This window comes from Chryseobacterium indologenes (genome assembly GCA_016025055.1).
Classification (GTDB): Bacteria; Bacteroidota; Bacteroidia; order Flavobacteriales; family Weeksellaceae; genus Chryseobacterium; species Chryseobacterium indologenes.
The window spans coordinates 1,994,644-2,019,197 of the sequence record CP065590.1; the positions used below are offsets into that span (position 1 = coordinate 1,994,644).

A 24,554-nucleotide genomic window follows, 5' to 3' on the forward strand; every position below is an offset into this window, starting at 1 on the left:
TGAATAAAGATATACAAAAAGCAGGCTAGAAAATTTGTATTTCTGAACTTAACTAAAGTTTATCAGAGCTTAAAAAAAGATTAAAGCATTTTTAATATAAAAGAAAGCCTGTTTTAAGGAAAACAGGCTTTTTTATATAAATTTTATTAATTTTTATCGGGTACAGTTGGCTGTCCATGTTTTACCATCTTTCAGGTATAGGATTTTCAATTCACTGTTATCAATTCTGATATAAGACGTTGCAGAAGATCCTACCATGACCAGAGTGTGATCACCTTTTTGCTCAAATTCAATTCCGTTAAGGTCTGGAATACTGTTTGAAAATGAAAAATTGTACTTAGTTCCACTGGCGATTTTTGTTACAAATACACTTCCGTTATCATTACTGATATTGGTAGATCCGCCATCGTTGTAGGAAACTTTTCCTTTATACGTCCCTGCAAAAAAGTCGTTGTTTGTGGGATCATCATCTTTGCTGCACGACGAGAATGATACTGCTGCAAAGACCAGCATAAAAAGTCCTAAGATTCTAATTGCTTTTTTCATAATACTATACTTTAATTGTTTGGTAGGAAAACATTCCCAAACACTGTGCCATCTCTAAAAATTAGGATTATTTTAACTTGCTGTTAAATAAATTGGTGAAAAATTAAGATTTCCTTTGATTAAGTTTCTGTTTTTCATTGAAAAAAAATTATCCGTACCTTTGTTATAACATGAAAACGGTTCCGGAAAACTCCCGGAATCGCTTTTGTCGTTTATACAATTACTATTTATGCAGTTAAAATCCATCAACGAAAAGTTTCTTCCGGATCTCATGCAAAAGGAATTTGGAAAAGAAATCTTCACCCGCTTAGAAAACAATCCGCATATTACTGTGAAAGGAAGTGCAGGATCTTCAATTTCTATATTTATAGCAGAACTTTTTCTGGTTCAGAAGAAAAACATCCTTTATCTTGTTGATGATAAGGAAGATGCGTTGTATGCTAATACTGAAATGGAGGATCTGCTTGGAAAAGAAAAAGTTCTCTACTTTCCGGCAACCCATCTTGAACCCTATCAGGTAGAAAAGACGCAAAATGCTAATTTGGTTTTAAGGACTGAAGTTCTCAATAAAATCAATTCCGGGAGATCTCCGAAAGTTATTGTTGCCTATGCAGGAGCGCTGTCTGAAAAAGTATTGAAGAAAGAAGATTTTAAGGCAATATCACATCATATTAAGGTGGGAGATCAGTTGGATTTTGATTTTGTTGATGAATTACTGAATCATTATCATTTTCAACAATCTGATTTTGTATCCGAACCCGGAGAATTTTCCGTAAGAGGAGGAATCGTAGACGTCTTCTCTTATTCCCATGAAAAACCTTACAGAATTACATTTTTTGGAAACGAAGTTGAAAGCATTAAAACCTTTGATATCGAAACACAGCTTTCCGTAGATAAGGTGAAGGATTTTCAGTTGGTCTCGAATATGAACTTTTCAGTGACGGGAAGCAGGGTTTCATTATTACAGCTGTTATCCGATGAAAGCTATGTGGTCTCTAAGAACGGGATGATCGGAATGCAGAAAATCAGAACATTCTATGAGAAGTCCCTTGAAAAGTATGAAACATTAAGTAAAGATATTGCCCACAGAACTCCCCAGGAACTTTTTATTTCAGATCAGGAATTCCTGTTTGATTACAAAAAATTCAAAACGATCGATTTTGGTAATGTTGCCATTGAGGGCTTAAAAGAACTTGTTGAAATTAAGATGGATCAGCTTCCACAGCCTTCTTTCCATAAAAATTTTGAACTTCTGATTGAAGATATCGAAGAAAAGCAGAAGAACGGGTTTGATACCTGGATTTCATTTTCCACAGAGAAACAAAAAGAAAGACTCGAATCGATCTTTGAAGAACTGGAACATGAGCTTCCTTTTAAAAGCTTTAAATCTGAACTACACGAAGGCTTCGTAGATAACGGGCATAAAATACTGGTATATACGGATCACCAGATCTTTGACCGGTATCAGAGGTATAAAGCAAAAAATACTTTTGCCAAATCAGAGCAACTTACTTTGAAAGACCTAATGTCTCTGAAGATCGGAGACTATATTGCTCACATCGATCATGGGATCGGGAAGTTTATGGGGCTGGTAAAAGTAAATAATGACGGCAAAATTCAGGAGTGTTTTAAGCTGACCTATAAAAACGGGGACTTATTATATGTAAGTATTCATTCATTGCATAAGATCTCAAAATACAATGGTCCGGAAGGACGGGAAATTGTACTGAGTAAACTTGGATCTCCTACCTGGAAATCTTTAAAACAAAAGACAAAAGCAAAAGTAAAACAGATTGCTTTTGACCTTATCAGACTCTATGCTGAAAGAAAGACCGCTAAAGGTTTTGCCTACACTCCGGATTCTTATCTGCAAAATGAGCTGGAAGCAAGCTTTATTTACGAAGATACTCCCGATCAGGAAAAGGCTACCATAGATGTGAAAAAAGATATGGAAGCAGATACCGTGATGGATAGACTGGTGTGTGGAGATGTAGGTTTTGGTAAAACGGAAGTTGCAATTCGGGCCGCTTTTAAAGCAGCAACAGACGGAAAGCAAGTAGCAGTATTGGTTCCTACGACCATTTTAGCATTTCAGCATTACAGAAGTTTTAAAGAAAGACTTAAAGACTTCCCTGTCAATGTTGCTTATGTAAACAGGTTCAGAACAGCTAAGCAAAAATCTGAAACATTAGAAGCCCTGAAAAACGGTAAGGTAGATATCATTATAGGAACCCATCAATTGGCCAGCAGCTCTGTCAAGTTTAAAGATCTGGGATTATTGATTATTGATGAGGAACATAAATTTGGGGTGTCTGTAAAGGATAAACTGAAAACCTTAAAAAATAATGTTGACACTCTTACGCTCACAGCAACACCTATACCTAGAACTCTGCAGTTTTCATTAATGGCCGCACGAGACCTGTCTGTGATCAAAACACCACCTCCCAACAGGCAACCTGTTGATACTCAATTGATCGATTTTAATGAAGAAACACTTCGTGATGCGGTTTCGTACGAGCTTCAGAGAGATGGGCAGGTGTATTTTATCAATAACAGAATTGAAAACCTTAAGGATATTGCGGGGCTCATCCAGAGATTAGTTCCTGATGCCAGGGTCATTACCGGACACGGTCAGATGGAAGGGAAACAACTGGAAAAGAATGTTCTGGATTTTATGGAAGGCAAATATGACGTTCTTGTATCTACCACAATTGTTGAAAGTGGGGTAGACGTTCCCAATGCCAACACGATATTCATCAATGATGCGCAAAGATTCGGTATGGCAGACCTTCATCAGATGAGAGGAAGAGTAGGGCGTAGCAACAGAAAAGCTTTTTGCTACCTGATCACACCTCCGTATGATATGATGACTTCTGATGCAAGAAAACGTCTGGAAGCTATTGAACAGTTTTCAGATTTAGGAAGTGGTTTCCAGATTGCAATGAAAGATCTTGAAATCCGTGGTGCCGGTGATTTGCTGGGCGCTGAGCAAAGTGGTTTTATCAATGAAATGGGCTTTGAAACCTATCAGAAACTGATGCAGGAAGCATTGGAAGAACTGCAAGACGACGCAGACTTTGAAAGCTTGTTTGAAAATGAAGAAGACAGGCAAAAATTATTCAAATCCGTAAAAGATGTCAATATTGATACTGATTTAGAATTGATGCTGCCGGATTCATATATTTCCAATACGGAAGAAAGGCTACTTCTCTATCAGAAGCTGTCAGAGATTACTAATGAAAAAGATCTTCATCAGTTTGAGCTTGAATTAATTGACCGTTTCGGGGCGTTACCCAACGAAGCTGTAAATCTCTTAAAAAGTGTTTCTTTAAAATGGCTGGCAGCCGATATCGGCTTTGAAAAAATTGTGATGAAAAACGGAGTCTTTCTAGGGTATTTCCCAGGCAATCCTCAGGATAAGTTCTATCAAACCGATAGATTCAGGCATATCATCAGTTATTTGACAAAAAACCCTGCAGAAGCACAGCTTAAAGAAAAATCCGGTAAAGAAGGCAATCAGCTGATGATGAGAAAGGAGAGACTTAAAAACGTTGATGAGGTCAATGTATTATTGAAAGCTATAATTGAACATCAATAAATTATTTTTAAAATACAATTTAAAATTTCCTATAAACATATAAAAACTTAAGTTTTTATATGTTTTTTTGTGATTATTATCATTTTTATCTCCTTTACTATTCAACCCCAAGAGAATTAACGCAGTTTTAACAGGGTGAAAATCACCTTGTAATGATTAAAAACACCCGGCAATCTGCTGTACAGAAAGGGTTTGGAGCGTATTTATATTTTAAACAGAAATTAAAAGTAGAGTTATGTAGTAATAATTCTACTTTTTTATGTGATTAATTCTATGCTGTAATGTGTTTATTTCTATAGGTTTAGGATGTATAACTGGAATTTTTTCGATTTCTAATTTGTACATTTGCAGTCCTTATTATGAGAAAAATTATATTTTGTTGCGCGGCTGGATTTGTATCTTTCTATGCCCACGCACAGGTGGGAATCGGGACTACAAAACCTAAGTCTGTTCTCGATGTGAACGGAAAGACCACCTTAAGAAAAGAACTTAGAGTAGGCGGAACCTCTACCCAAGCCGGAAGTGCAGGCTTGAACGGTCAGGTTCTGGTTTCCCAGGGAGAAGGTAAAGCTCCTGTATGGAAATCCTTGAATGTTTCCTTTATGGAAGAGGGACAGTACAAATTGATCAATTCGTATTTGTCATCAGATCAGATAGGTATTGCATCGCTTTCCAATGGGGTAGCAGGTGATAATGTATATAAGAATAGTGTGGGGGACGATATCACGGATGCTACAAAAGGTAAGTGGGCAAAAATCGGAGGCCTGGAAACAACTTTTACCATTAAGAACGGAAGAAACAGACTTACTTATCAGTTTCAGACAGGAGTTGAAATGAAAGCTCCTACTTCTACAATTTCAGATAATGTGAGATTCGCATGTGGTGTTTTCAGAAACGGAAAATTGGTTGCAGTGCGCCCGGACAGGGTGGCCTCCAATAATAATTCTGAAAAGGGAGGCCTGCAGGATTATATTTTTACACTTAACTATACCGAGCTGAATGTTCCGGTTGGTGTCCAGAAGCTTGAAATTGCCTGCAGAAAAATAACCACCTCAAACTCGGGTTCTCAGTTTGCTATCGGGCGTGATGTTGCAAGCTCAAACGGGGCTTCTAATGCATTTACCCTTGAGTCTACGATGAAGATAGACGTTATAGAATACGTAACCTATAAATCCAATTAATCAAGTGATGAAAAATATATTATCAACCTTACTTCTTGGTTCGGGATTGATGCTATCTGCTCAAGTAGGAATAAATACAGATTCGCCAAAGGCAAAACTTGATGTCAACGGAGATATTACCTTAAGAAAAAAAATAGCTGTATTGGATGTTACAGCAAATACCCTGTCAGAAGGAAATAATGATCAATTATTGGTTTCTCAGGGGGCAGGCTATCCGCCTATCTGGAAGACCCTTCGTATTCCAGAATATGAGCCGAACAAATTTTACTTAATCTTCAACAATTCTTTTTCAGACAAAACCGGGATTGAGTTTTTAACTTCGGAACAGCCGAATATGACTACCTCGAAAGCAGAAGCTTTTAGTAAAGGAGCTGATATCAGTACGCTGAAAGGGTTTAAGAAAATTGATGGTCTTTCCCAGACGATCAGTGTCTTCAGTACAGAAAGCAAAGCCTATTTTCAGTTTGAAACAGTAGTTCAGGCTAATTTTACCTCGAACGGTACTACCGATACTTCGATAGATTATGCCTGCGGAATTTTTGTGGATGATAAGCTGATCAATATGAGACAAAGGAATTTAAAGGCGATCAATTCGCAATTTCCTTTTCTTACCCATAATCAGATCGGAATTGTAGCCAACCTCTCCAAAGGAAATCATACGGTAAGTGTAGCATGCTCAAGACTTGCTTCATACGGTGATACCTCTAAAAAACTGGCAATCGGAAGGAATACGAATACCAACATTAATGACTTTATTGCCCAGTCATCTTTAAAAGTAGATGTGTATGAAGTGCCACAAGTATTTAACCCGATTATAAATTAAACAATTATGAAAAAAATATTTTTTATTCAGTTCTTATTGATTGTCGGATTGATGACTGCTCAAGTGGGAATTAATACAGCAAACCCTGTAAATACGCTGGACATCAATGGTGACTTAAATGTAAGAAAAGAGCTGAGAACTGCCGGTACTGATATACTGAAGGGATCGGCCGGAAATGCAGGCGATATTTTTCACAATAATTCCGAGATGGCTGCCAATGATTGGAAAAACATTAAAATTGCTGACGGACAGGGAAGTATGTCTTTATTTTCAATCAATACAACATCAGACCAGACAGGAGTATCTTTCACCGGAAATGGGAGTGCGGTTCCTTATAACGATGGAGATTCTATTAATGGATGGAGTGTACTGCCGGGAAATTCCGATACTTTTTCTGTGACTAATGCCAATAATAAGGTTACTTTTTCATTTCAGACAACTGTTCAGAAAACCGAAACGGATGCAGCGAGTTTTGCCTGTGGTGTCTTTGTAGATGATTTGCTAAGAGCCGTAAGAACAGATGTCTTGCTGGGGGAAAAAGGAGCTTATAAAATTTTTAACCTTAATGCAACCTTAGCAAACCTTACCCCTAAAAACAAGTATGCAGTGAAAGTGGCCTGTATCAAAAGAACAATCAGTACCAATACACTGGGAATAGGAAGAGCAGTTGAAACAACGTTCCTTAACGGAGATATGTCTCAATCTGTTCTTACAATATCCGTATTGCAACCGTATTAATTTTTATCATACAACAATAAAAAGAATCTGGAAACGTTATGTTTTTAGATTTTTTTGTTTATTATGGCTATTCATTGTGAATTTGTCTGCAAAAATTAATCGGTTTTATCGAAAATTGAATTATATTTGAAGATGTTAAAACTAATTTTCTATGGCGAAAAACTATTTTCTTAAAATGCTTGCCGGGATTGCTTTGATGGGTATACTGGCATCATGTAATACTACCGCAGACCCTACAGAATCTGGCTCTAATCCGGATCCGGGAGTACCACCTCCGAAGATTTTAGAAAAGATTTCTGTGAATGCTGTTGTCCAGGAAGAATATATAAGTACTGAAGGGATTTTGGAGCAGGCTGTTTTTAAAGATGAAGCATCTACGGCTAATGGAGCTAGTTATACTGCGACCCTGTCGTATACTTTGGGGGCTGACAATAAAAAGAAAGATGTTAAAACGATAAGCTTTGTGAGTTCATCATCCGCCAGCTTCAAGTATGTCTTTGATATTACTCCGGATAGCAAGGGAAAGATTTACAATGCGACAGGTATTGCCACGAATCCCAATCCGGGGCTTTCGTATATCAGTGATTATGCCTTTACCTATGACCCGGCTAACGGAAAATTAACTAAAATTCTTGAGAAAAGAAAAGAAGGAGGAATAAGTGCTTATAATAAATTCATTGAATATGCTTTCAACTATAACGGGGAAAATATCTTTCAGGCAATCTGTTCAAAAGGGATATTGGATATCAATGGCAACCCTAATATGGGAACAGCAGTGCAGTCCAAGTATAACTTCCAGAACTATGATAACAATAAAAGTCCTTTTTCTACACTTCCAAAAACATTTTCTATTATCCGAAGTCTGATCGATCCTGTTAATTTCTACAGAGCATCTCCTAATAATCCGACATCGATGTATATTGAAATACCTTCAAAACCTACGGTAAACACTGCCCAAAGTTACAGCTATGATAATCAGGGATATCCGACGGTTGAAAAAAATCAGAAAGTAGCATATACCTATAAAAATTTTTAGGAGACTCTCATTATTGATTTTATTGGAATATAAATAATCATATAATTTTAAAACAAAAAAAATTATATTTGTCAAAAAAATAATCAATTACCAGGAAATGAAACAAATTTTCTATTTTATTTTAATAATAGCAGGCTTTTCCTCAATACATTCATGCAAAAGTTTACTGGACGAAGAAGGAAATCCATTGTTGGATCTGAATAATACAGGAGGTCTTTCGGGCCCCAGAGCATTATACAGAGAAATTACAGATAAAGATACCATTGCTGAATACTTTTACAGCGGGCTTTTGGTCAATAAAGTGATTACAGACAGTGCATCAGTTACAGATATTATGTACAGCGGTGATAAAATCAGCCAGATTAATTTTAATGGCTTTTTGGATCTGGATGGAAACGGAAAGCTGGATAAAGATAGTGTATCCTATACGCAGCTGTTTACGTACACAAACAATAACAAAATTGATAAAATTTCCGAAAACCGTTCTATTTTCCGAAGACCGCCGCCTGTTCCGCCTGCTACCACACCGGGACCACAGACTCTGTTCAGAAAGGAGAAGATTCTATATAATGTATACTACAATGCAAGTACAGCCAAGCTGGATTCTATCATCATGAGAAATGGCCCTGATGCTGCCGGAACCACTTTTGCATTTACGGCTTATTCAAGGACTAAATATACCTATGTAGGAGACAATGTGTCTAAAGTAATAAGATATTACGGACCTATAGGAGCAGGAGATGTATTTGGTGCTCCCAATAGAAAATACAGTTATGAATACTATGCTTATGATGACCAGATCAGCCCTTTTACACTGTTGCCACATGCATATAAACTTTCAAGGCTTCTGTCAACCGTAATTAATGATAAAGAAAGCCTGATTCTTTCACCAAACAATCCTAAGCGATGGTCTGTAACAGATCTTACACCGCCTATTCCTACTCCTATTGTAAAGAGTACGAACTATGTTTATGATCCCCAGACATACATGACGAAAGGATATGGTATCAACTACATTTACAAACCACAGTAAAATCCTTTTTAAAGAATATTTAAACTCAATCTGCTGAAGATTGAGTTTTTTATTTTTTATCCCTTAATTTTGCAAAAAATTTCTGATGAAATATTTAATAGTTGGGCTTGGAAACAAAGGCTCAGAATATGAAAATACACGACACAATATAGGTTTTAAAGTAGCAGAAAAAATAGCTGAATCATTGGAAGTATCATTCAATACTGCAAATTTTGGCTGGATGGCAGAAGGCAAACACAAAGGCAGAAAAGTTTTTGTCCTTAAACCTGACACCTATATGAACCTTTCCGGAAATGCCGTGAGATACTGGATGCAGAAAGAAAATATTCCTTTGGAGAATGTACTGATCGTAACAGATGATCTGGCACTTCCCTTCGGAACATTGAGAATGAAAGGAAAAGGTTCTGATGCCGGACATAACGGACTGAAAAATATTAACGAAGTATTGCAGACCCAAAATTATGCAAGGCTGCGCTTTGGCATTTCTGCTGACTTTTCTGCGGGTCGTCAGGTCGATTATGTATTGGGAGTATGGAATGAGGAAGAAACTGAAAAACTTCCCGAAAGAATTGAAACTTTTGCGAAAGCCAGCCTTTCTTTTGTTTTCGCAGGAATTAATAATACAATGTCTGCTTTTAACGGGAAATAATTTCAGAAGGGAAAAACTGCAATTACCATATAGTTTATAGAATAAATGACTGCCTTAAAAACAAGGCAGTCATTTATTTCATATGCTTAAGAAGATATCTAATTCTTTTTAAAAATAATAATTTACACCAAGCTGGAAATTAGTATTTTTGGAAGAATCTCCAAAGTTATTTTTTAAAATTTTAGTTATGCCGGCAATATACCTGGCATTCACTCCTAAGTTAGGTGTAAATTTATATCCTAATCCTATCCCGGCACCAAAATTAAAGCTTTTCATACTATCTTTATTATCAGCCTTATATGTACTGCCATTAATATCTACTTTCGCCTGAGCGCTTATAAGAAGTCCAAATTCGGGGCCGGCTTCCAGATAAAATTCCGGTGTGGCATTATATTGAAGCATTACAGGAACATTGATATAACCAAGAGTTTGCTGCATATTCTTTATTGTATAAGTTGCCATTTCATAATCGTCTTTTGCTTTTGCACCCTGTTGGCTGTAAACAATTTCGGGTTGAATACTGAATGCCTCAGATAAAGGGACATTAACAAAAGCCCCAGCATAATATCCGATTTTAGATTTTGAATCACCTCCAGTAAAACTAGAAAGGTTACCTCCGGCTTTAATGCCAAATCTTGGTCGGTCTGCAGATTGAGCAAACGAAATAGTTCCGATCACTACACTTAAGCTTAATAATAGTTTTTTCATGTAATATGTTTTAAAAATTATAAAATATGATAATTAATTGCTGTTCACAGTGTCTTTTGTAAGTTTATATCCAATGTTTTTCTTCTAAAACTTATCCGCTTTTTTTATGGTGAGTGTATTGTCCTTCATGATAAACAATATCCAAATCCAGGCGACTGATGCCAATATAAAAGAAAGTACCATATTGGCGTAAAATGCTTCTTTTACTGCTTCATTGGTTTGTAGCTCTGATATTGCCTGCTTCACAGTGGCGTCCTGTTTTATCAGTAAAGCAATTACAGTTATAGTATTGGCAATAATGATGCTTACCATGTTTGTCAGAAAAATGATATACTTTTTTAATACACCTTCACGCCCTTTTAAAATGCCATATCCTAGGAAAGCAGAAAAAGCAATAATAAAGGCCATTCCAGAGGCCATTCTTCCTAAATATACGGCCAGTAAGACCCAAAGTATAATACCTGGAATTGAAAATATTACGGCACCAAATAATCCTGTCACATAATCTTTTTCTTTTGAAATTCTTTCCTTTTCAATTTCATAGAATTTATTATTGGTCTCATGGAAGCAAGTGTCACAAAGTATGATGCCATTATCATTTGAGTCATAATAATTGATTTTTTGATTTGTTCCACAGCTATGACATTTGCTTTGTTCCGGTATATTGAGCTTTTTGAAGAGATCAACTAAAAAGTCAAACAAAACATAAACAGTCTTAAGCTTAGTGTAAATAAAGGTTTCTGCAAACCGGAAGAAAATACAGGTATCTCCAATTTCAAAACTTGTAAATTTTAACCTCTTTTTATTGGTGACCAGCTCTACGTTGATCTGCAGCTTTTTTTCTTCTGTCAGGTTGCCTGTTGTCACAGATACAAATTTGTATTGAGGGCTGCTTATCAGGTTTGCATCTGAAACATTAAAAAAGTAACCTTTATAAAGCCCGAATACGCCATCGCCTGTTTTGTACCAGCCAAGGTCTTTGGCTATTTTTTTTGCTTTTGGAAAAATCATATGTGTTTATTTTGTTATTATTTTGAAAAACAGTTAGAAGAATTATCTCTACTTTGCTTTCTAAGTCAATAATATTATATTTTGTCATAAGGTTACTTACAAATAGTGTGATAGTAGTATTAAAAAATTCCTGTAATCGTTCCTTCCTTTTCTCATCTGACATGGACTTATCAAAAGATAAAGCATCATACCGGCTTTTCATTTGTGAGCTCATAACCAACCACTTCATCGACCGCAAAAATCTATATCTCCAATTTTCAGAGTAGTTGTTTTCACTGGTGTTATCCCCACTGTGGTTGTTTTCGGAGTATTGTTCAGGGTCCATGCACTTCTTCCCTGGGCAATAGGAGCTCCTTTTAAAATTGTTCCTTGCGGAGCACCTATTTTAGCAGCTTTTATATTTTGGAAATCTGGCTTATAGATCCACAAATTGCACCAGCAGCACCTAGATATTCCTTTAAAAAGCAATTGCAATGTATAATTAATCTTCATTAATTAAAAATGAATGTCCTTGAATTGAAATATATTGATCATTTTGCCGGTTCAATATATTTTATGGTTAACTATTTACTTTTATAAAGTGTATCATGTAGCAAAAAATAAAGGCCATCGGATTTCCGATGGCCTTATTGTTGCGCTTTAAAATTGATTTCCAATCAAGTTGTCAGAGCCGGAGCTCTTTTATATTATTTTTTGTACTAGCTAGCTGAATTGGGATAATGCAGATTTTATAACCAGGTTACTGCACCGGTTTCTACATCATAATTGGCTCCAACGATCTTAATCTTGCCCTCATCTTCAAGGTTCTTAAGCGTTGAGCTTTGCTTACGGATATCTTCAATCGCATTTCTTACGTTCTGCTGATTTAATCTTTCCAGAAGAGAGCTGTTTTTTGATGAACGTTCCTCGTTACCTTCAATCACTTCATCGATGATCGGGCTGAAATGATTGATCAGATGGTTAAGGTTATCCATTCCCATCCCTTCGATTTGTGCTGCATCAAGACCTCCTTTTAATGCCCCGCATTTAGTATGGCCCAGAACCACGATAAGTTTAGAACCGGCAACGTTACATCCGAATTCCATTGAACCAAGAATATCCTGGTTAACGAAATTACCGGCAATTCTGATACTGAAAACATCCCCCAATCCCTGGTCAAAAATAAGTTCTGCAGATGTACGGCTGTCTATACAGCTTAGCACGACAGCAAAAGGCCATTGTCCTTCACGCGTAGCATTTACCTGCTCCAGAAGGTCTCTGTTTGCTTTCAGGTTGTTGACAAATCTTTGGTTTCCTTCCTTCAAAAATTCTAATGCTTTTTCAGGTGTGATGGTCGATTGAGTTTCGTATGTATGTGCTTTCATATAATTGTATTGTTTTGAATTTTAAAGTTAAAAAAAATAACTGATGTTTAATGAGCTTACATTGCTCTTTTATGAGTAATTAAAATGTGAGAATCCTGACTTCTTTCGTAGTCTCTGTATGATGTTTTAAAGCCTAAAAGTTCCACGGTGATGTCTTCTTCTTTTGCGCGGATATTGGCAAAATCCTGAATCATCTCAAGAACGTCTGTGGCAATATAAGAAGTGTCTCTCGCATCAATTGTTACTGTAGAATTAGGTTTGATATTTTTAAGAGTCTTTTTGATTGCGGCCTTATTTAAAAATGAAACTTCCTCGGCCAGTTTGATATTGATACCATCAGCATCATCCAGCTTTTCTCTGCTCAAATAATAAGCTCTTTTCATATTCCCCTGAAGGATGTAGAAAATAGAGATCGCAAGACCAATTCCCACCCCTTTTAATAAGTCGGTTGCCACCACAGCCACCACAGTGGCTACAAACGGTACAAACTGGAATTTTCCAAGATGCCAGAAGTGCTTGAAAGTAGCCGGTTTTGCCAATTTATATCCTACCAAAATCAAAACTGCGGCTAGGGTTGCCAACGGGATCAGATTTAAGACAACAGGAATGGTAAGGACACATACCAATAAAAGTACCCCATGGATCATCGCTGACATTTTAGTCGTTGCCCCTGCATTGGCATTGGCAGAACTTCTCACCACCACAGATGTCATTGGAAGTCCTCCGATAAATGAACTTACCAGGTTTCCGATTCCCTGAGCTTTAAGTTCAAGGTTAGTGTCTGTGATCCTTCTTTGTTTATCCAATCGGTCTGATGCTTCAATACAAAGTAAAGTCTCAATAGATGCTACAATGGCGATAGTTGCACCTACGATCCATACCTTAGGATTGGTAAATCCTCCGAAATCGGGCATGGTAATCAGATTTTTAAAATCGTCCAACGATTTTGGAACCGGTAAGGATACCAAATGTTCTTTAGCGATAGCCAAAGAGCTTCCCGATGCTTTGAAAAGTTCATTGATTACAATTCCGGCAACAACGGCAACTAAGGCACCCGGTAGCATTTTCATTCTTTTTAAAACCGGGATTTTATCCCACGCAAGAAGAATTCCTACAGAGACCAATGTTACAATGATAGCTCCCGGATGTATATCGTTCAGCAATTCATTGAAGTAATTAAAATTGATCCCATTATCAAAAAGACTTTCATGCCCTTCGTGATCCTTGTCGTATCCTAATGCATGGGGAATCTGTTTTAAAATAATAATGATACCGATGGCAGCAAGCATTCCTTCAATCACGTTGTTGGGGAAATAGTTGGAAATACTTCCAGCTTTTACAAACCCTAAAACCAATTGAATAAGCCCTGCAATGATCCCGGCACAAAGGAAAAGTTCAAATGCTCCAAGATCAGTAATGGCGGTAAGCACAATAGCGGTAAGACCTGCAGCAGGTCCTGAAACCGATATATTGGAATTGCTGAGAAACCCTACAACAAGGCCTCCTACAATCCCTGCAATAATACCGGATAACGGTGGTGCTCCGGATGCTAAGGCGATTCCTAAGCACAACGGAAGTGCAACTAAGAATACAACGAGTCCAGAAGGGAAATTCTCCTTGATTCCTCCTAAAAATGATGTTTTTTTCATGATATTTTTGAGAATATATAACCGACTGATTTATTCCTAAATAATCAATTATAAAAGATTGGAAATTTAATTTTAAAGTACGCGCATGATATTCAATGCCCTGAAAAGACCTGAATACCTATAAAAAAAAAATCTAATTACACTTTAAAATTAAGCTTCCGGAGGCGGAGAAAATATAGTTAACAGAGGGCCCAGATGAAAGGAATCATCTACCAATACAAAAGACATCCCCTGAAGATCGGGTTCTGAAAATTTCAGATAGTCGAAAACGTCCAAAGGTTTCGGAAGGGTCTTTTCGTAAACAATTAGTGAGGAGGCATGAGAATGTGGTTCTTCTTCATTGATTATGATATTCGTTCTCTGAATATTCCAGCCTGCAATCGCAGCAATGCTCGGCAGCGCTGTAAAATTCAAAAAAAACGTTAATACAATAATACTCCAGAATTTCATCTTACATTCTTTTTAGAAAAACTATTTCGTCTTTCTGCTCATTACCCAGTCAGAACCTGTAAGGTTGTAGATTTTTTGAATGTCTTTCAAGGTTTTCTCAAAATCAATTTCCAAATCAATGATCTTACCTGTTCTCAGGTCGAATACCCAGCCGTGTACAATAGGCTGTTCCTCCAAAATGTATCTTTCCTGTACGCAAGCCATTTTTATAACGTTGATGCACTGCTCCTGAACGTTAAGCTCTACAAGTCTGTCATAACGCTTGTCTTCATCTTCGATGGCATCAAGCTCTGCCTGATGTAATCTGTACACATCACGGATGTTTCTCAACCAAGGATTTAATAATCCTAAATCCTGAGGAGTCATAGCTGCTTTTACACCCCCGCAGTTGTAGTGTCCACATACAATAATGTGTTTTACCTTCAGATGTTCTACAGCATATTGAATTACTGCTGTGGAGCTCATATCTAAAGTATTCACAACATTGGCTATGTTTCTGTGAACAAAAACCTCTCCGGGTTTTGCACCCATCAGTTCTTCAGCTGTTGCTCTACTGTCTGAGCATCCGATATACAGATAGTCAGGATGTTGAGTTTTTGCCAGCTCCTGGAAGAAATTCGGGTCTTCTGATACTTTGGATTCTACCCATTTTCTATTGTTTTCAAAAATAACTTCGTACGATTGTGACATAATTTTAAATTTTTAAAAGGTTTATAATTATTTGTTTCGTTTAAATTATTTTTAAAATCAATAGATTAAATCAATAATCGTGCAAAAATATAATTTTTGCTCAAGAATCAATCACCTTTAACAAAGTTTAATATTAAAATATGCTTAAAATCATATGTAAATTAACGATATACTTTGCTTTAATGAAATTCTTTACCATTCCATAATCCAAACGTTTAAAAAAACTAAGATAAAAGTACAAAGTATAAATCATTATTCTGGAATTGCAGATTAAAATATTTTTAAATTTTGTGGAATTCAGCAAATCAGTTTTCCACAGATTAAAAAATATTCATCTACACCCGAAAATTAATCAATCAAGGGCTTACTTTTAATTCTGTATGTTTAAAGGGAAGAGATTCAGATCAGTGAATATCTCTGTAATCTAACTGAAAAATGTAATAACTAGTCAATTTTATTATTGATATAACCTTTTGTGGCATCAGATGCCGGATAGATTTTCCCGGGATTTCCCACAACAACGGAATCAGCAGGAACATCAAAGTTGACGTAGGCATTTGGAGCAATGAGTACATTGTTTCCAATATTGACATTTCCTACTACGACCGCATTGGGGCCAATCCATACTTCATCACCAATGATGGGGAAACCTTCGTTTTTACCGCGGTTTTGCTGTCCTATAGTAACGCCCTGGGCAATATTGCAGTTTTTTCCGATTTTGGTTTTCGGATTGATAACCAGTGCTCCCCAGTGTCCTAAATAAAAACCTTCTCCTATCTCTGTTTCCGGGTAGATCTGGAAGCCATACTTGATCTGATAATGCCTCAGGACCATTCTCCAGAATACACCCGACACCGATCTTTTCTTGTATTGCTGAGCTTTTCTCAGGATATAAATATAATGAAGGTTGGGATTGATGCATTTGGCCCAAATCTTAAGGGTAGAAAGCCATTTACCGCTTTCTCTGTAAAAATCTTTCTGTATTGCTGTGTACTCTGGCATAATGAATTTTTTATACTTCATCAATAATTTCCTGAAGATAGGCTACCGATTTTTGAAGTACGAAAGGAAGATCTGTATTGGCTATTTCTTTTTCGTACTGACCTGCAAGGCCTTTTTCGGTAAGGAATTTTTTCATGCCTTCGTAGATTCCGTCTTCTGAATTGGGAGTAATGATGCCCAGCTTACCGTCCTGAAGAAGATCTTTTATTCCCGAAACATCCGTAGAAACAACGGGTTTATTCAGAATGAGAGCTTCAGCAATAATGGTTGGAAAACCTTCGTGCCTTGAAGACATAACATAAAAATCCGACTGTTTCAGGTATGGGTAAGGATTACTTCGGAATCCTAACATTTTTACGGTTTCCTGTACCCCCAGTTGATTAAGCTTCGACTGAATATTTTCAAAATCAAATCCATCCCCGATAATGATAATCTGATGTTTCAGCCCTTCATCCATCAGCTTTTTATGAACATCGAGAAGTCTGTCATATCCTTTTTGAGGGTACACGGTGCCTATTGTGATAAATGTTGGGAGTTCTCCTGAAAACGGGAAATCTTTAATTTCCATATTCGCTTTTTGAAGGGTATCTTCTCTATCAATGGGATTAAAGATTTTGATAACCGACTGTTTTTCCTTATCCGATGCAGCCAGTTTCTGCATTTCTTCCTTAAGCTTGTTGGAAATAACCAGGATTCTGTCAAATTTGAAAAATTGTCTGATGATATCCGGAGTATATTCCTTCAGGTTAAAAATATCATTCTGAATCCAGATGATTTTTTTTGAATCTTTCTGCGGACTGGATAAAAGCTCTCTGTACATCCCATGGATCGCCGCAATTTCAACATCGTACTTTTTATTTTTTAAAACAAATGTATAGAGCAGAGACGGAAACATCAGGAACATTTTCTGATAAAGCACCCTGAATGCCTTGACAGGAATTTCATGTGGTCTGTTGGTTGTGATCATCTCACCTTTGATCAGGTAGTGTAAATTCACCCATGACGGTACTTCCTTAATGTACATGCCGGTATAAAGGTTAATCAGCAAATCAACCTCATATTTGTCTTCCGGCAGGTTTTTTAGAAAATTAATTAAGACTTTTTCTGCACCTCCATGTCGTAGGGAACCGATTCTGATAAGGATTTTCTTTTTTTCAGCCATTTATTTTTTAATAGGTTTATACGTAAAAGGAAGGTTCTTCTTAATATAATCTTCCAGTTTTGCTCTTTCTGGTTCCAGTTCTCTTGGATACATGGTGTTGTTTTGTAAAGCTTTATCACCATATTCTTCAATGGTGCATATGTATCTGGCAGGAATTCCGGCATACACCGTTCCACGGGGCATAGAAGAGGTTAAAATTGAGCCGGCACCGAGAACACAGTTGTCTCCCATTTCAACACCGGGCATGATGATCGTGTCAGCACCGATGAAGCATTGTTTCCCTATTTTTATGCGTCCAAATGCTCTTACATCTTTATATTTTTCGAAAAAATGCAAAGCATTGTATCCTCCGTCGTGATTGATGAACCTTACATTGTTGGAAAGAGTGGTTTCATCACCTATTTCAATAAGGAAGGGTTCTGTGCCGAGTTCGGGAACTTCTACAAAGCGAACATTTTTTCCTACCTTTAATCCTTTCGCAATACAAATTTTGAGGTAAATTTGCTTGATGATGTATTGATAGGTCGTATGAATTTTTAATATGATACGGTATAGCAATATCATTATTCTAAATTTGTTTCTTCTACAAAGAAAAGAATTTCTATGATAAAAATTTCTAAAATAGAATATTATTTGCCTGAGTATGTTCTTACCAATGAGGATCTGGAGAAAGAATTTCCTGAGTGGAGTTCAGACAGAATTAAAGAAAAGGTAGGGATCACAGAGCGTCATGTTGCTGCTGAAAATGAGACGGTTTTAGATCTGGCTATCCAGTCATCAAAAAAGCTTTTTGAAAGCTATGACAAAAACAAAATCGACTTCATCCTTTTTTGTACACAAAGTCCTGATTACTTTTTACCCACTACGGCCTGTATTTTACAGGATAAACTTGGGCTAAGAAAGAATATTGGCGCCATGGATTTCAATTTGGGGTGCTCCGGATTTGTGTATGGTCTGGCATTTGCCAAAGGTTTAATAGCAGCAGGAATTGCTCAAAGTATTTTGTTGGTTACCTCAGAAACCTATACCAAACATATCCATCCTAAAGATAAGGGAAACCGCAGTATCTTCGGAGATGCCTCTGCTTCAGTTATTGTTGAAAAGGATGATACTGCAAGAGAGTATAAATTCTGTTTAGGGACTGACGGGAGTGGAGCCGAAAACCTTATCGTGAAGAAAGGAGCTTTCAGAACCGGCTTTGAGCTGAATCCGGATCATGAGTTTGAAGCAGAAAACCTTTATATGAATGGCCCCGAGATTTTTAATTTTACGATCGAAAATATTCCCGGGCTGGTAAAAGAAACCATGGAGACAAACGGCGTGACAATGGAAGAAATAGATTATTTTGTTTTTCATCAGGCTAATTCCTTTATGCTGAACTATTTGAGAAAAAAAATAAAAATACCGGCAGAAAAGTTCTATATTGATATGGAAAAAACAGGAAATACTGTTTCAGCTACTATTCCGATCGCATTGAAAAATATGATTGATAAAGGGATGCTGAAAGGTGGCGAGAAGGTTCTAATGGCTGGTTTTGGCGTAGGATATTCCTGGGGGGCAACCCTGGTGGAAATGTAATAAATACCATAATAAATAAAAAATATATGAAGACATCCGTTTTTTTGGAAAAATTGCAAGAAGAATTAGAAGAAGAGCAGTCGCTGACTGTAGATACGAATCTGAAAGAATTAGAAAGTTATGATTCCATCAGTTTGCTATCTATCATTGCTTTTGTTGATGAAAACTTTAATAAAACAGTTGATACAAGAGATTTTAAAGATGTAGAAACAGTCTCTGATCTGATGAAAGTGATCGGCACAGAAAATTTTGAAGACTAATGAGTCCGTTTTCATTAAAAGATAAAACTATTCTTATTACAGGGGCTTCTTCCGGGATCGGGAGAAGCTGTTCTGTAGAATGCAGTAAAAGTGGTGCCAGTCTGATTTTAGTTGCCCGAAACGAAGAGGAGCTGGAAAAAACGGTATCGATGCTGGCTCCCAATACCCAATGGGAAATTATTGCTGCCGATATTACAACATCTGAAAACCTCGAAGAACTTATCGCCGGGAAGATATCGAGTATCGGAAAGATTTCAGGATTTATTCATTGTGCAGGAGTTGAAAAAACTCTTCCTCTGAAAAAACATACCCCCCAATTATATAAGGATATTTTTGCAGTTAACGTTATTGCCGGATTTGAAATTGCAAAGATATTATCCTTCAAAAAATATAAAACCGAAACTTCCAGTTTTGTATTTATTTCCTCTGTTGCAGGTATGGTGGGAGAGATTGGAAAGGCTGCTTATTCATCGAGCAAAGGGGCCGTCATTTCAGGAGCCCGTTCTTTGGCTATGGAGCTCTCCCGAAGCAATATTCGTGTCAATAGTATCAGTCCGGCGATGGTGAATACACCCATTTTGGAGAATATGTTTGAAAGTATAGGAGAAGATGCTGCACAAGAAATCATTAGAAAACATCCACTTGGAATCGGAAAACCCGAAGATGTAGCCAATGCATGCATTTTCCTGCTTTCTGATGCAGCGGGATGGATCACCGGATCCAATCTGGTCGTAGACGGGGGATATTCTGCTCAGTAATTATTTTTGGGATAGATCTTCGATAATCTTTTCTACAGCATTAAAAATTTTCTTATTGTCAAATTGATCTTCAATTGTTTCAAGGTTTTTCTTAATCTTCGAAATAAGTTCTGTATCCGTAAGGAAAGTTTTCATCGCCTCATACATTTCCCGGGTATCATAATTGATGAGATATCCTGTTTCTCTGTCTTTGATCATAAGACCTACATCACCCGTTTCAGTCGCGATAATAGGTTTTTGCAGAATTAATGCTTCAGCAATAACGAGTGGCCATGCTTCAGATTCGGAAGACAGAATAAAATAATCCGCATTTTTTATATAAGGATAGGGGTTCATTTTATTACCGGTTAGAATGAAGCTGTTCTGCACATTATTGGCGTTAATCTGCTCCGTCAGATTGTTCATCTCTTCACCATTTCCAATAACAACTACACTATGCTGGAATCCTTCGTCTATAAGTTTTTTATGGGCATCAATCAGTTTATGATATCCTTTTCTACTGTGAAGGCGTCCGACTGATACAAAAACAGGACCTTGCGGAAGGGGCTCTATGGCTTCCTCTGCTTTCTTTTTAATCTCTTCAATAGGAATGGCATTGATGACAACACTCTCCGCAGGATATTGTAAGTCCGGATAACATTTATGCATAAGATCTTTGATGTTTTGAGAACAATAGATCATATGGTCAAACTTTGGAAAACTTTTCAGAATATTCGGAACCAATGGTTTCATTGCCGGGATGTTAATTTCAGAGTGAAACCAACCGATTTTTTTTGATGCCTTGTTGCTGGAATTAATTACCGGTAAAAATGTAGAGTAGGATGGCGCAATCTCAATATCAAATTGAGTGTTTTCTAAGATACGGTCTGAAAATCTAGGGTCCTTCGCAGCACGGGCCAGCTGTATTCTGCGACGGACAAGCTGAAGTTTATGAATCAGTGGGTTTTTGGAAAAACTTTCCTTCCCTTCAGTGATATATACCTTTTTTACATGGCTGGGGATTTCATCTTTAAGCTCTCCCTGATTGAGAGTAAGACATATCGTTATATCAAACTTATAGGGGTTCAGGTTGTTGAGCATACTTAATATTACTTTCTCCACACCACCCATTTCCATAAAACGGTGTCTGAAAAGAACCTTTATTTTTTTGTTTTCTGACATTATCTGAAGAGTTTTTGTAAGGTAATAGCGATGTTTTTCTTTATTCTGAACCAGATTCCGTTCTGATATTCCAAAAGGGCAAAAATTTCCTGATGATTGGAATAGGTGTCCGGAATCTTTTTTCCATTGATGTGGGTTAGTTTTCTTCTTTTCATGGTACTGAACACAACCTTTGCAAAGTAATCATAAGATCTTCCTTTATTGTCATTTTGTGAAATACCTCCTGCATGAGCTCTATAAAGATAATTGACATCATTGATGAAATAGACATCTCCTTTCTCATACATTTTCAGATAAAGATCCTGGTCTTCGGCAATGCGTAATTCCGGATTCATTTTATCCGTCTGTTCATAAATATCTTTTCGGAATGTTGTAAAATGTCCGATCTGAATAGGATAATTAAAGAAATAAGGATCTCCGTTTCTTACCTGCATGGCCGATTTGTACGGAGTGATAGGCGTAAGGTTCTTGTCACAGGCCATGAATCTGGAATAGGTAAGGACTACATTTTTTTACTTTTAAAAATATGTACAGCCGATTCTATAGCCGACGGAAGTATAGCATCATCCGGATCTACAAAACCACAAATTTCCCCGGTTGCAAGTTCTATAAGTTTACTTTTTGTAATCCCGACACCGGAGTTTTTTTCATTTTCAAAAAACCTGAATCTTTTATCTCCTGCAATAATGCTCTTTACTACTTCCTTCTCTGCTTCCGAAGAAGCGTCATCAAGAATGACAGCTTCCCAGTCCTGATATTTCTGTGAAAGTAAAGAATCATAACATTCTCTGAATAGCCTTGCATTATTATAATGAGCGATAAGTACAGAAAACTTCATGTTAATTTAAAATGGTATTGAAAATTAATTCCTGTCTGATGACAATACAATGCTTCTCTATTGATAGACCATTCAGGGATTCGTCAGAACGAAAACCGTTACCGGGAAAATGGAGTGCTGGTTGTAAATTGGCTTTTTTCATTACGGGGATACGGCCCTTCTTTTTTTCATTTGAGTCCCACAAATATAACCTGTTTTTACATAAATGGAAAAAAAAATCTTTATTTTTGTCCTCTTAAAAGCAATACAGTGAATGAAATAACAAGAGTTCTCAAAACATTTGTCGGGTACCTTAAAAGACCTGATCTTTATCCGGAATTAGGCCGGAAAATTATTAAAAATACAATAAACAGGGATAATGCCTTTAAAGGAAAAGAAAAGACCAATCTATGGGCGACTGAAAGAGCGGTATCACAAAAGCAGGCTGTTTCAAAACTCTTTGGCTTGGAAATAGATTCTTTTCGTAATGATTTCCAGGAGACTTTAGCTAAGGCAGATCAAAGAGAAAAAGAATGCCCGGTAAAAATGGGAGGCCCCGGTGCTTTGGAACTGATCTACTATGCCTGTGAGTTTACAAATGCTCAGCATGTGGTGGAGACAGGGGTTGCCTACGGATGGTCTTCATTGGCTTCACTTTTATCATTGGCAAAGAGAAACGGGACCTTGTACAGTTCAGACATGCCTTATCTGGCTCAGGATGGCGATCAATATGTAGGCTATGTAGTTCCCCAGAATCTTAGAGCAAACTGGAAGCTTTTCCGTTTTGCAGATAAGGAATCGCTGCCGAAGATATTTTCTGAGAATGCAGTTTTCGATGTACTTCATTATGATTCCGATAAAAGCTATAACGGAAGAATCTGGGCTTACCAGGAACTTTATAAGCACTTAAGAAAAGGAGGTGTTTTCATCAGCGATGATATTGGTGATAATTCTGCATATCAGGACTTTTGTGAGCATAATGATATTGAAACTACAGTAGTAGAATATGAAGGGAAATACATCGGTGTTTTTATTAAATAACCGAGAGGTGCCGATCTGTTGAATGATAAAGCAAGTAGAAGATTTCCGGATTAATAATGTTTAAATAACTTACAGTACAGTACTTTACTGATATAGTTTGTATGAAGATAAGTCAGATTACATTTACCCGGTTTATTGCGGCTATGGCTATTGTCATTTCCCATTTTAATAAAGATCTGTTCCTGTATAAAATCGATTACATTTCCAATATTTTTCTGAAAGCCAATGTAGGAGTAAGCTATTTTTTTATTCTTTCAGGCTTTATTATGATTGTAGCCTATCACAGGAAAGAGAAAATTGCTTATCTGGATTATTATAGAAACAGATTTGCCAGAATTTATCCTCTGTACGTCCTGGGGTTATTACTTTATCTCGTTACGAGGTATGCGGGCTTCAGTATATATGACGGTTTTTTATACTTGTTTGGGCTTCAAAGCTGGATTCCCGGAAAGGCCATGGTGTTGAATTTCCCCGGCTGGTCTATTTCAGTTGAATTTCTGTTTTACCTTATTTTTCCTCTGTTGTACAATTATTTTTATTCCAGAGGAAATAAAAGTATCTGGGTGGTCAGTACAATGATCTGGGTGGTGACCCAGGTGTTTTGTACTTTGTATTTCGGTTCATCTTATTATGAAGGTCCTCACACGGAAAGCCATGAGCTGCTGTATTATTTCCCTATGATGCATATCAATGAATTTTTAGTCGGAAACCTTGCGGGATTATTTTTTGTGAAAAATACAAGACAAAAGAATTATGATCTTTCCATTATTATCATCTTTCTATTCATTATATTTTCTTTAATTTTTGTTCCTTTATTTTACCACAATGGTCTGATGGCCGTTTTATTTATTCCTCTTATCGTTTTGATATCCAAAAATAACGGGATGCTGACAAGATTGTTCTCATTCAAACCCTTGGAATACTTAGGAGAAGCCAGTTATGCTGTTTATATTACCCATATTCCCATTCTGTACATCTTGAGAGAAGTTCTGAAGCTGAAAAACTATGATCCGGGTATTGATAATGTTTTTTGGATATATATGCTCGTTCTTATCATAACCTCTGTTTTATTTTATCAGTTTATTGAAAAACCACTAAGAGATTATTTGAAAAAAATAAAAATTAGTTGAAAATAGTTATTTTTGTGTAACTTTAAAGTATTCACAGTGATTGAAATAGCCAATGTTCCCACCAAAAAAAAAGACTTATTCCATACGGAAAAGCCTTATAATTTTGTTTTTTTTTCGAAAGAATAATATAAATAATATAGAAGTTGAAGTCTCCCGGCTTCAAAGGAAG

24 protein-coding genes and 1 pseudogene are annotated in these 24,554 nt (G+C 36.8%); 12 read left to right on the top strand and 13 right to left on the bottom strand.

All coding sequences use genetic code 11. The features are described from left to right. Window positions 1-153 precede the first annotated feature (153 nt). Window positions 154-546 carry a hypothetical protein gene (locus H3Z85_09005; protein QPQ53441.1) on the bottom strand — a complete coding sequence of 131 codons (393 nt, stop codon included), beginning with the start codon at window positions 544-546 and terminating at the stop codon, window positions 154-156. 229 nt (window positions 547-775) lie between these two features. Here H3Z85_09005 and mfd point away from each other — a divergent pair, with 229 nt between their 5' ends. The 7 genes from mfd (at window position 776) to H3Z85_09040 (ending at window position 9,604) form a co-directional block, all read left to right on the top strand. Continuing rightward, window positions 776-4,144 carry a transcription-repair coupling factor gene (gene mfd, locus H3Z85_09010; GenBank protein ID QPQ53442.1) on the top strand — a complete coding sequence of 1,123 codons (3,369 nt, stop codon included), beginning with the start codon at window positions 776-778 and terminating at the stop codon, window positions 4,142-4,144. Window positions 4,145-4,503: 359 nt separating this feature from the next. Then, window positions 4,504-5,325, top strand: coding sequence for a hypothetical protein (locus H3Z85_09015; protein ID QPQ53443.1), 822 nt, complete (start codon window positions 4,504-4,506; stop codon window positions 5,323-5,325). Between the two features lie 7 nt (window positions 5,326-5,332). Continuing rightward, window positions 5,333-6,148, top strand: a complete 816-nt coding sequence (locus H3Z85_09020; GenBank protein QPQ53444.1) for a hypothetical protein — start codon at window positions 5,333-5,335, stop codon at window positions 6,146-6,148. Window positions 6,149-6,154: 6 nt separating this feature from the next. Continuing rightward, a complete protein-coding gene (locus H3Z85_09025; protein ID QPQ53445.1) occupies window positions 6,155-6,886 on the top strand; it encodes a hypothetical protein in 732 nt (243 codons plus the stop codon). A 151-nt stretch (window positions 6,887-7,037) separates the two neighbouring features. Continuing rightward, complete coding sequence (locus tag H3Z85_09030) at window positions 7,038-7,922, top strand: hypothetical protein (GenBank protein QPQ53446.1); 885 nt, start codon at window positions 7,038-7,040, stop codon at window positions 7,920-7,922. Between the two features lie 97 nt (window positions 7,923-8,019). After that, complete coding sequence (locus H3Z85_09035; GenBank protein QPQ53447.1) at window positions 8,020-8,955, top strand: hypothetical protein; 936 nt, start codon at window positions 8,020-8,022, stop codon at window positions 8,953-8,955. Window positions 8,956-9,040: 85 nt separating this feature from the next. Then, on the top strand, window positions 9,041-9,604 hold the full coding sequence (locus tag H3Z85_09040) for an aminoacyl-tRNA hydrolase (GenBank protein QPQ53448.1): 564 nt from the start codon (window positions 9,041-9,043) through the stop codon (window positions 9,602-9,604). A gap of 108 nt (window positions 9,605-9,712) precedes the next feature. On the opposite strand, the gene H3Z85_09045 is transcribed toward H3Z85_09040, so the two are convergent. From H3Z85_09045 to H3Z85_09090, 10 genes are all read right to left on the bottom strand, one after another. Beyond that, window positions 9,713-10,312, bottom strand: coding sequence for a PorT family protein (locus tag H3Z85_09045; protein ID QPQ53449.1), 600 nt, complete (start codon window positions 10,310-10,312; stop codon window positions 9,713-9,715). Between the two features lie 84 nt (window positions 10,313-10,396). Next, complete coding sequence (locus tag H3Z85_09050) at window positions 10,397-11,323, bottom strand: hypothetical protein (protein QPQ53450.1); 927 nt, start codon at window positions 11,321-11,323, stop codon at window positions 10,397-10,399. Between the two features lie 225 nt (window positions 11,324-11,548). Next, window positions 11,549-11,752: a hypothetical protein gene (locus H3Z85_09055; GenBank protein QPQ53451.1), complete on the bottom strand. Its 204-nt coding sequence runs from the start codon at window positions 11,750-11,752 to the stop codon at window positions 11,549-11,551. 299 nt (window positions 11,753-12,051) lie between these two features. After that, complete coding sequence (locus H3Z85_09060) at window positions 12,052-12,687, bottom strand: carbonic anhydrase (protein QPQ53452.1); 636 nt, start codon at window positions 12,685-12,687, stop codon at window positions 12,052-12,054. Between the two features lie 56 nt (window positions 12,688-12,743). After that, complete coding sequence (locus H3Z85_09065) at window positions 12,744-14,336, bottom strand: SulP family inorganic anion transporter (protein QPQ53453.1); 1,593 nt, start codon at window positions 14,334-14,336, stop codon at window positions 12,744-12,746. Window positions 14,337-14,486: 150 nt separating this feature from the next. Beyond that, the gene (locus H3Z85_09070) at window positions 14,487-14,786 is read right to left on the bottom strand and encodes a hypothetical protein (protein ID QPQ53454.1); all 300 of its coding nucleotides are present in this window, start codon (window positions 14,784-14,786) and stop codon (window positions 14,487-14,489) included. Window positions 14,787-14,807: 21 nt separating this feature from the next. Continuing rightward, window positions 14,808-15,476, bottom strand: a complete 669-nt coding sequence (locus tag H3Z85_09075) for a carbonic anhydrase (GenBank protein QPQ53455.1) — start codon at window positions 15,474-15,476, stop codon at window positions 14,808-14,810. Between the two features lie 444 nt (window positions 15,477-15,920). Beyond that, window positions 15,921-16,499, bottom strand: a complete 579-nt coding sequence (locus tag H3Z85_09080) for a serine acetyltransferase (protein ID QPQ53456.1) — start codon at window positions 16,497-16,499, stop codon at window positions 15,921-15,923. Next, complete coding sequence (locus H3Z85_09085; GenBank protein ID QPQ53457.1) at window positions 16,489-17,640, bottom strand: glycosyltransferase; 1,152 nt, start codon at window positions 17,638-17,640, stop codon at window positions 16,489-16,491. Before H3Z85_09085 ends, H3Z85_09080 begins: the two co-directional genes overlap by 11 nt. Then, a complete protein-coding gene (locus tag H3Z85_09090; GenBank protein ID QPQ53458.1) occupies window positions 17,641-18,204 on the bottom strand; it encodes an acyltransferase in 564 nt (187 codons plus the stop codon). It abuts the gene before it with no gap. 39 nt (window positions 18,205-18,243) lie between these two features. Between H3Z85_09090 and H3Z85_09095 the strand changes: the two genes are divergently transcribed. The 3 genes from H3Z85_09095 to H3Z85_09105 are packed head-to-tail and all read left to right on the top strand — an operon-like array spanning window position 18,244 to window position 20,236. Beyond that, window positions 18,244-19,218: a ketoacyl-ACP synthase III gene (locus H3Z85_09095; GenBank protein QPQ53459.1), complete on the top strand. Its 975-nt coding sequence runs from the start codon at window positions 18,244-18,246 to the stop codon at window positions 19,216-19,218. 26 nt (window positions 19,219-19,244) lie between these two features. Continuing rightward, complete coding sequence (locus H3Z85_09100; protein ID QPQ53460.1) at window positions 19,245-19,478, top strand: hypothetical protein; 234 nt, start codon at window positions 19,245-19,247, stop codon at window positions 19,476-19,478. Further along, window positions 19,478-20,236, top strand: coding sequence for an SDR family oxidoreductase (locus H3Z85_09105; protein ID QPQ53461.1), 759 nt, complete (start codon window positions 19,478-19,480; stop codon window positions 20,234-20,236). The genes H3Z85_09100 and H3Z85_09105 overlap by 1 nt, the downstream gene beginning before the upstream one ends. Here H3Z85_09105 and H3Z85_09110 read toward each other — a convergent pair whose 3' ends face one another. Next, entirely contained in the window at window positions 20,237-21,397 is a 1,161-nt protein-coding gene (locus H3Z85_09110; GenBank protein ID QPQ53462.1) for a glycosyltransferase, read from the bottom strand. Beyond that, window positions 21,397-22,235, bottom strand: a pseudogene (locus tag H3Z85_09115) (glycosyltransferase). The gene H3Z85_09110 and the pseudogene H3Z85_09115 overlap by 1 nt, the downstream one beginning before the upstream one ends. 249 nt (window positions 22,236-22,484) lie before the next feature. Between H3Z85_09115 and H3Z85_09120 the strand changes: the two are divergent. Beyond that, window positions 22,485-23,255, top strand: a complete 771-nt coding sequence (locus H3Z85_09120; protein ID QPQ53463.1) for a class I SAM-dependent methyltransferase — start codon at window positions 22,485-22,487, stop codon at window positions 23,253-23,255. A gap of 101 nt (window positions 23,256-23,356) precedes the next feature. Further along, the gene (locus H3Z85_09125) at window positions 23,357-24,385 is read left to right on the top strand and encodes an acyltransferase (GenBank protein ID QPQ53464.1); all 1,029 of its coding nucleotides are present in this window, start codon (window positions 23,357-23,359) and stop codon (window positions 24,383-24,385) included. The last annotated feature ends 169 nt before the right edge of the window (window positions 24,386-24,554 follow it).